4 protein-coding genes are annotated in these 6,973 nt (G+C 69.9%); 2 read left to right on the top strand and 2 right to left on the bottom strand.

Features of this window, described 5'->3' with window-relative positions:
* The coding region (locus D7X12_RS37025) for a THUMP domain-containing protein (protein WP_244225009.1) at positions 1–405 on the bottom strand (405 nt) is incomplete at its 3' end.
* Positions 402–2,984: a response regulator gene (locus D7X12_RS37030; protein ID WP_120629914.1), complete on the bottom strand. Its 2,583-nt coding sequence runs from the start codon at positions 2,982–2,984 to the stop codon at positions 402–404. The genes D7X12_RS37025 and D7X12_RS37030, both read right to left, overlap by 4 nt.
* A gap of 308 nt (positions 2,985–3,292) precedes the next feature.
* Between D7X12_RS37030 and D7X12_RS37035 the strand changes: the two genes are divergently transcribed.
* The gene (locus tag D7X12_RS37035) at positions 3,293–4,300 is read left to right on the top strand and encodes a fatty acid desaturase family protein (RefSeq protein ID WP_120629915.1); all 1,008 of its coding nucleotides are present in this window, start codon (positions 3,293–3,295) and stop codon (positions 4,298–4,300) included.
* A gap of 399 nt (positions 4,301–4,699) precedes the next feature.
* Positions 4,700–6,865, top strand: coding sequence for a glycosyl hydrolase family 18 protein (locus tag D7X12_RS37040; RefSeq protein WP_120629916.1), 2,166 nt, complete (start codon positions 4,700–4,702; stop codon positions 6,863–6,865).
* Positions 6,866–6,973: the final 108 nt, after the last annotated feature.

Raw genomic sequence — 6,973 nt, forward strand, 5'->3', positions numbered from 1 at the left:
CAGGTGCCCCGCGCGCCCCACCTCGGGCAGGCCCCAGGCCACGGCCGCGGACTCCAGCACCACGTTCGGCCCTGGCGCCACGGAGCGGTGCAGGCTCACCGACAGCTTCGGCGGCGTCCTGCCATCCCAGATTCCCTCCAGCGGCAGCCGCGCCAGCACGCGCACCAGCCCGTCCGCCGTCGGCGCCGTGAACGTGCCCAGGCGCAAGAGCACCCGGCTCGCGGTGCGCAGGTGCAGGTTCGCCGTCTGGTGCAGGCCCGCCGGGCCCACGAACTCGACGCCGCCCTCCGCGCGCCGGGGGGCGAGTCCGCACTCGCGCGACTCGGCCTCCAGCGCCGGCTCCAGCCCGGGCAGCGTGGCCACGTAGATGACTTCCTCACCCTGTCGGGGCTGGGCGTCCGTCACGCGGGCCGCGTCCGCGCGGCGGAGGCCTGCAGCAGCGCGCGCTCAATCTGATTCAGGTCATACGGCTTGGGCAGCAACACCACACGCTCCAGTTCCCGGCCACCTTCGGATGTCACCGCGCGCGAATCCCCGGACGCGATGATGATGCGCAGGGACGGATACTGCTTCACGGCCTCGCGCGCCAGCACCACGCCGGAGATGCCCGGCAGCGTCACGTCCGTGAAGAGCACGTCGAAGGGCGCCTCCCCCAGCGCCGTGCGCGCCGCCTCCGCGCTCTCCACCGCGCGCACGCCGTGCCCCATGTCCGTCAGCAACTCAGACGCGGACTCACGGATGTCCGGGTCGTCCTCCACCAGCAGGATGCGCAGCGGTCCCTTCAAGTCAGCCTCCATCACCCGCGACGGCACAGGCGCGGGCGGCTTCACGGCCTTCTCCGCGAGCCGCTGTTCACGCTGGCGCAGCAGCGCGCGGAGCTTCCGCGCCAGGTCCTCACGACGGTACGGCTTGCTCAACAGGCTCACGCCCGGGTCCAACCGGCCGCCGTGCACGATGGCGTTCTCCGTGTAGCCCGACGTGAAGAGCACCTCCAGGTCCGGCAGCAGCTCCCGGGCCTGCCGGGCCAGCTCCGTGCTGCGCACCGGCCCCGGCATCACCACGTCCGTGAAGAGCAGGTCCACCGGCAGGCCGCTCTGGATGACCGCGAGCGCGCTCTGCCCGTCAGACGCCTTGAGCACCCGGTAACCCAGCTCCGTCAGCACCTCCACCACCGTGCCGCGCACCGCCGGATCATCCTCCACCACCAGGATGGTCTCCGTGCCGCCCTCCACCGGCCCCGCCACGGTGTCCGTCGGCTGCACCGCCGCCTGGAAGGTGCGCGGCAGGTAGAGCTTCAGCGACGTGCCGTGCCCCACCTCGCTGTAGATCTTCACGTGGCCACCGGACTGCTTCACGAACCCGTACACCATGCTCAGCCCCAGGCCCGTGCCGCGGCCCTCCGGCTTCGTCGTGAAGAACGGCTCGAACGCGCGCTCCATCACCTCCGGCGTCATGCCAGAGCCCGTGTCGGAGATGGCCAGCATCACGTACTGCCCCGCGGTGACCTCCGGGTGCAAGAGCGCGTAGTGATCATCCAGCATCGCGTTGCCCGCCTCGATGGTGAGCTTGCCCCGGCCCTCCATGGCGTCGCGCGCGTTGATGGCCAGGTTGAGGATGACGTTCTCCAACTGGTTGCGGTCCACCGACGTGTTCCACAGCCCGCCCGCGATGACCGTCTCCACCTCCACGTCCTCGCCCAGCGCGCGGCGCAAGAGGTCGTCCATGTCGCGCACCAGCCGGCCCAGGTTGAGCGACGTGGGGGCCAGGGGCTGACGCCGCGCGAAGGCGAGCAGCTGCGAGGCCAGCCGCGCCCCACGCTCCACCGCGCCCAGCGCCACCTCCAGCCGGCGCTGCGCCTTCGCGTCGCCCGCCAGGTCGCGCTGGAGCAGCTGCAGGTTGCCGTTCACCACCTGGAGCAGGTTGTTGAAGTCGTGCGCCACGCCGCCCGTCAGCTTCCCCACCGCCTCCATCTTCTGCGCCTGGAGCAGCGCGGCCTCCGTCTGGCGGCGCTCCGCCTCGCTCACCTCCAGCGCCCGCGTGCGCTCGCGCACCAGGTCCTCCAGGTGGTCGCGGTGCCGCGCCAGCTCCTGCTCCGCGCGCTTCTGCGCGGTGATGTCGCTGCCCTGGACGAAGATGCCGGAGACGCTCCCGTCGGCCTCCACGATGGGCTGGTACACGAAGTCCAGGAAGGCCTCCTCCAACGGCCCTCCGGGCACGCGCTGCACCATCAGGCGCATGCCCTGACCGATAAAGGGCTCTCCGGACGTCACGACCTGGTCGAGCAGCTCGAAGAAGCCCTGCCCCTCCACCTCCGGCAGCGCCTCGCGCACGGGCTTGCCCAGGATGTCCCGGTGGCCGATGAGCTGGAGGTACGCGCGGTTGGTCAGCTCGAACACGTGCTCGCGCCCCCTCAGCGAGCACATGAAGCCCGGGGCCTGTTCGAACAGCCGGCGCAGGCGCCGGCCCTCGTCGGAGAGCGTGCGGTTCACCTCCTGCACCGCCTTGGCGCGCAGGAACACCCCCGCCTCCAGCTGCGTCCCCTGCGCCTGCTCCACCTCGCGCACGGCCTGCTTGAGCTGCTGCAGCTCCGTCACGTCCATCGTGTGCTGGAGGATGAAGGCCACCTGGCCTCCGTCATCCAGCACCGGGGTGTGCGTCGCGCTCCAGAAGCGGTCCTCCACGACGATGCCCGCATCCGTCCACCGGGGCACCCGGTAGGGAATGAGCGCAAGCGTGTCCAGCACGCCCTCCGTCAGCACCCGGAGGAACGAGTCGCGCAGCATCCGCACGCTGCTGTTGGCGGGGTCCTCCGGGTCGTTGGGGAACGCCTCGAAGACGTTGCGCCCGACCAGGTCCTCCAGCCGGCTGGCCGTCACCCGCAGGTAGGCGCTGTTCGCCGTCACGTACCGCAGCTCGCGGTCCAGCAGCATGTACGGGTTGGGGGAGAGCTCGAAGAGCTTCTGGAAGTCGAAGGATGCCTGCATCCAATCACCCGGGAGGACTGGGACCTCCCGGCCTTTCCTGGGGCCGCGGGACGCGGAAAGGGCGTTCGGGACCAGTGTACGGACAACACTCCCAACGCAATGGCCAAAAGGCAGGAGCGCCCGGCCTTACCGCGCGCAAGGGCCCCTGGAAGGCCGCCTTCTGGGCACCACTCAACACCCGCCCTGCCCTCGCGCCCCAGTGCCTTCCGGCGCGAAGTGGGGGGCGGGTCTTTCGGGCCTCCAGATTATCATGATATAAGATTATTACCGTTTAGGCGGTGTAATCACACGCAGGAGGCCTGTCGCCCATGCTTGCCGTTCCAGAACAGTCGTTGCTGGATGAATCGGAAGCGGTCACCTCTCGCAAGTTCGACCGTCGGGCGCTGACGGCCAGCGTGCGCCAGCTGTCCACGGTGACCAACATCCGCGGGCTGTGGGCGATTGCCCGCCAGTGGATCATGATCGCACTGGCGGTGGCGTTCGTGGTGCAGGTGGACCGCTGGTGGGCGTGGGTGATTGCCGCGGTCGTCATCTCCACGCGGCAGCACGCGCTCTTGAGCCTGGTGCACGAGGCGTCCCACTACCACCTCTTCACGAACCGGACGGCGAACGACCTCGTGGCGGACCTGCTGTGCGCCTTTCCCACGAACATCACCACGGCGGGCTACCGCAAGGAGCACGTGGAGCACCACCGCTACGTCAACACGCCCCAGGACCCCTACTGGAGGACCGCGCAGCGCGACTCCGCGTGGATCTTCCCGCGCACGCGCTGGGGCACGGCGCGCGTGCTGCTGGGGGACATGGTGGGCGTCTTCACCGCGTCGCACATGAAGATCATCGTCCCCTGGTCCTACTCCGGCCGGCTGTCGGGCAAGGGCGGCCCGCCCATCTCCCGCGCCGAACACGTGCGCTACGCGCTGTTCCTGGTGGCGCTCATCGTGGGGCTCACGCTCGCGGGCGGCTGGCTGCACTACCTGCTCCTGTGGTCGCTGCCGTCCCTGACGCTGATGATGATCGCCTTCCGCATCCGCGCGGTGGTGGAGCACCCCTTCACGCCGGCCACGCAGGACGAGACGCACGAGACGCGCGACGTGGAGGCGCCCACGTGGTTCGAGCGCTTCTTCATCGCGCCCTTCAACGCCGGCTATCACCTCTCCCATCACCTCTTCCCGTCGGTGCCCTACTACCACCTGCCCGCGCTGCATCAGCAGCTCAAGCAGACGGGCCTCTACCGTCCGGGTGAGAACCACTTCCACACGTACCTGCAGGGCAACAACAGCGCGTGGACGTTCCTCACGTCGTCTCCGAAAGACTGACGGCGAAACACCGACGTCCGTTGTCCGTGAAGGATTGAAGTCCCGCGTGTGACGGCGCGGGGACCTTCCCCCTGGAGGCGCGCATGCAGCGCCTCCAGGCGCGGGGAGGGCCCGCCCGCTCCTGCTGCCTCCAGGCACGTTCCCCTCTGACACCGGACGCCCGTGAGGCCGTCCGCGCACCGGCCGGGCGTCCTTGTGACGTACCCAAATGCCCCACCCCATGCCTTGAACGCTGACGAGCGATCGCGGTGTTTGTCAGCCCGCGTTCGCCAGGTCCCCCGTTGCACGCCCGCCAATTCCGGCCGGCACCAGGGTGACCGGGGGCGTCCTTCCCCACGCTGCGGGAAGGACAGGCCTTACCCCCGGCACCACATCCTCTCCCTGGCGACAGGAGCAAACTTGAGAAGACAGCTCATGTGGTTCCTCGTGGCGTTGGGCGCTGTGCACACCGGGTGCGGTGGCGCCCCGGACTTCACCTCCACCGCGGGCGATGTGGACTCGCTGGAGACGTCGCAGGACGCGCTCGCCAGCGCGACCACGCTGTTCGACGACGCCATGGGTACGGGCTGGGAAGACTGGTCCTACACAACGCACAGCCTCACGGCGACGAGCCCCGTGTTCGCGGGCACCCGCTCCCTCTCCGCGACGTTCGGCGCCTGGAAGGGGGTGTACCTGCACCACGCGGGCGTCCCCACCACGGGCTACGGCTTCGTGGAGCTCCAGGTGAACCCGGGCGCGACGAGCAACCCCGCGCTCGCCGTCTACGCGACCGTGGGCACCGCCCAGAAGACGCCCATCGCGCTCAACCCGTTCTGCGCGGGCGGTACCCTCCGCGCCTCCGCGTGGACGCTGTGCCGCGTGCCCCTGACGAACCTGGGCGCGGCGAACGCGAGCCTCAGCGGGTTCGTGGTGATGGAGAACGCGGGCCGCTCGCTGCCCGTGATGCACTTCGACAACCTCCGCCTCGCGGCGAGCACCACGGCTCCTGCCACCCCCACGGGCCTGAAGGCGACCGGCTCCTCGACGGACATCGCGCTCGGCTGGAGCGCGGTGACGGGCGCCACCGGCTACAACGTCTACCGCGCCACGTCCCAGACGGGCACGTACACGAAGCTCACCTCGGCGCCCGTCACGGCCGCGGCCTACAAGGACACCGGCGCCGTCACCGGCACGGCGTACTGGTACGCCGTCACCTCGCTGAACGCGGCCGGGGAGAGCGCCCGCTCCACCGCGGTGTCGGGGACGCGCACCGCGCCCACCGGCGTGAGCATCACCGTCACCCCCACGAGCGCGACGCTGGTGCGCGGCGGCGTGCAGACCTTCACCGCGACGGTGACGGGCGCCACCAACACCGCCGTCACCTGGTCCGTCCAGGAGGGCGCCGCGGGCGGCACCATCACCTCCAGCGGCACGTACACCGCGCCGCAGACGGCGGGCAGCTACCACGTCGTCGCGACGAGCAGCGCGGACGCGACGAAGAAGGCCCTGGCCACCATCACCGTGACGGGCCCGGTGGGCAGCACCAACAAGTGGGTGTCCGGCTACTACACGGGCTGGAACGCGGATGAGTACCCGCCGGAGAAGGTGGACTTCACCGCGCTCACGCACATCATCGTCGGGCGCGTGACGCCGAAACCGGACGGCACGGTCAGCGCCCTCTTCGACAACTCGAACGGCTCCGCCATGGCGAAGACGCTGTCCGCGCGCGCGCACGCCGCGGGGCGCAAGGCCATCATCATGGTGGGCGGCGCGGGCGAGCACGCCGGCTGGGTGGGCGCGGCCACCCCCGCGAACCGGGAGAAGTTCGTCACGAACCTGCTCAAGACGATGGACGACCACGGCTACGACGGGCTCGACATCGACTGGGAGCCGGTGGAGGAGGCGGACAAGCCGAACCTGCTCGCGCTCGTGCAGCGGCTGCGTCAGCTGCGGCCCAACATGCTGCTGACGTTCCCCATCGGCTGGGTGAACAACAACTTCGCCTCCGACGCGGAGCTGAAGTGGTACCCGCAGCTGGCCGCGTACCTGGATCAGGTCAACATCATGTCCTACGAGATGATTGGCGTCTGGGACGGCTGGGATTCGTGGTTCACGTCCGCGCTCACGGGCGAGTCCGGCACCCATCCCACGTCCGTGGAGTCCAGCCTCAAGGCGTGGGTCAACGCGGGCATCCCCAAGGCGAAGCTGGGCATGGGCATCCCGTTCTACGGCCTCGCATGGCGCAACATCACCGGCCCGCGCCAGCCCTTCACGAACTGGTCCGACTACGTGGGCGGGGACAACTCCTTCACGTACAAGAAGATCCTCCAGCTCTCCAAGACGGGCACCCTCCGGTGGGACACGGCGGCGCAGGCCAACTACGTCACCTTCACCACGCCCGTGGAGGACGGCACCGTGCGCTGGATTTCGTACGACGGTCCGGAGGCCATCCAGGCCAAGGGCCAGTACGCCAAGGCCAACGGCTACGGCGGCACCATCATCTGGACCATCAACCAGGGCTGCACCGACCCCGTGACGGGCACCAACCCGCTCCTCACCGAGGTCAAGAAGGCCTTCCTCCAGTAGCAAGCCGCGCTTGAAGAAGACGGCCGCGTGGGCACCTGCCCGCGCGGCCGTCGTCGTTTCAGGCGGGCGGCGGTGGGGCGGCGGCGGGCGACGCGGACGGGGCCACCG

The organism is Corallococcus sicarius, from assembly GCF_003611735.1.
In the GTDB taxonomy this organism is placed as follows: Bacteria; Myxococcota; Myxococcia; order Myxococcales; family Myxococcaceae; genus Corallococcus; species Corallococcus sicarius.

Excerpts from the sequence above, each read along its gene's own strand:
- D7X12_RS37030 (WP_120629914.1), bottom strand. The coding sequence starts at position 2,984 with ATGCAGGCATCCTTCGACTTCCAGAAGCTCTTCGAGCTCTCCCCCAAC.
- D7X12_RS37035 (WP_120629915.1), top strand. The coding sequence starts at position 3,293 with ATGCTTGCCGTTCCAGAACAGTCGTTGCTGGATGAATCGGAAGCGGTC.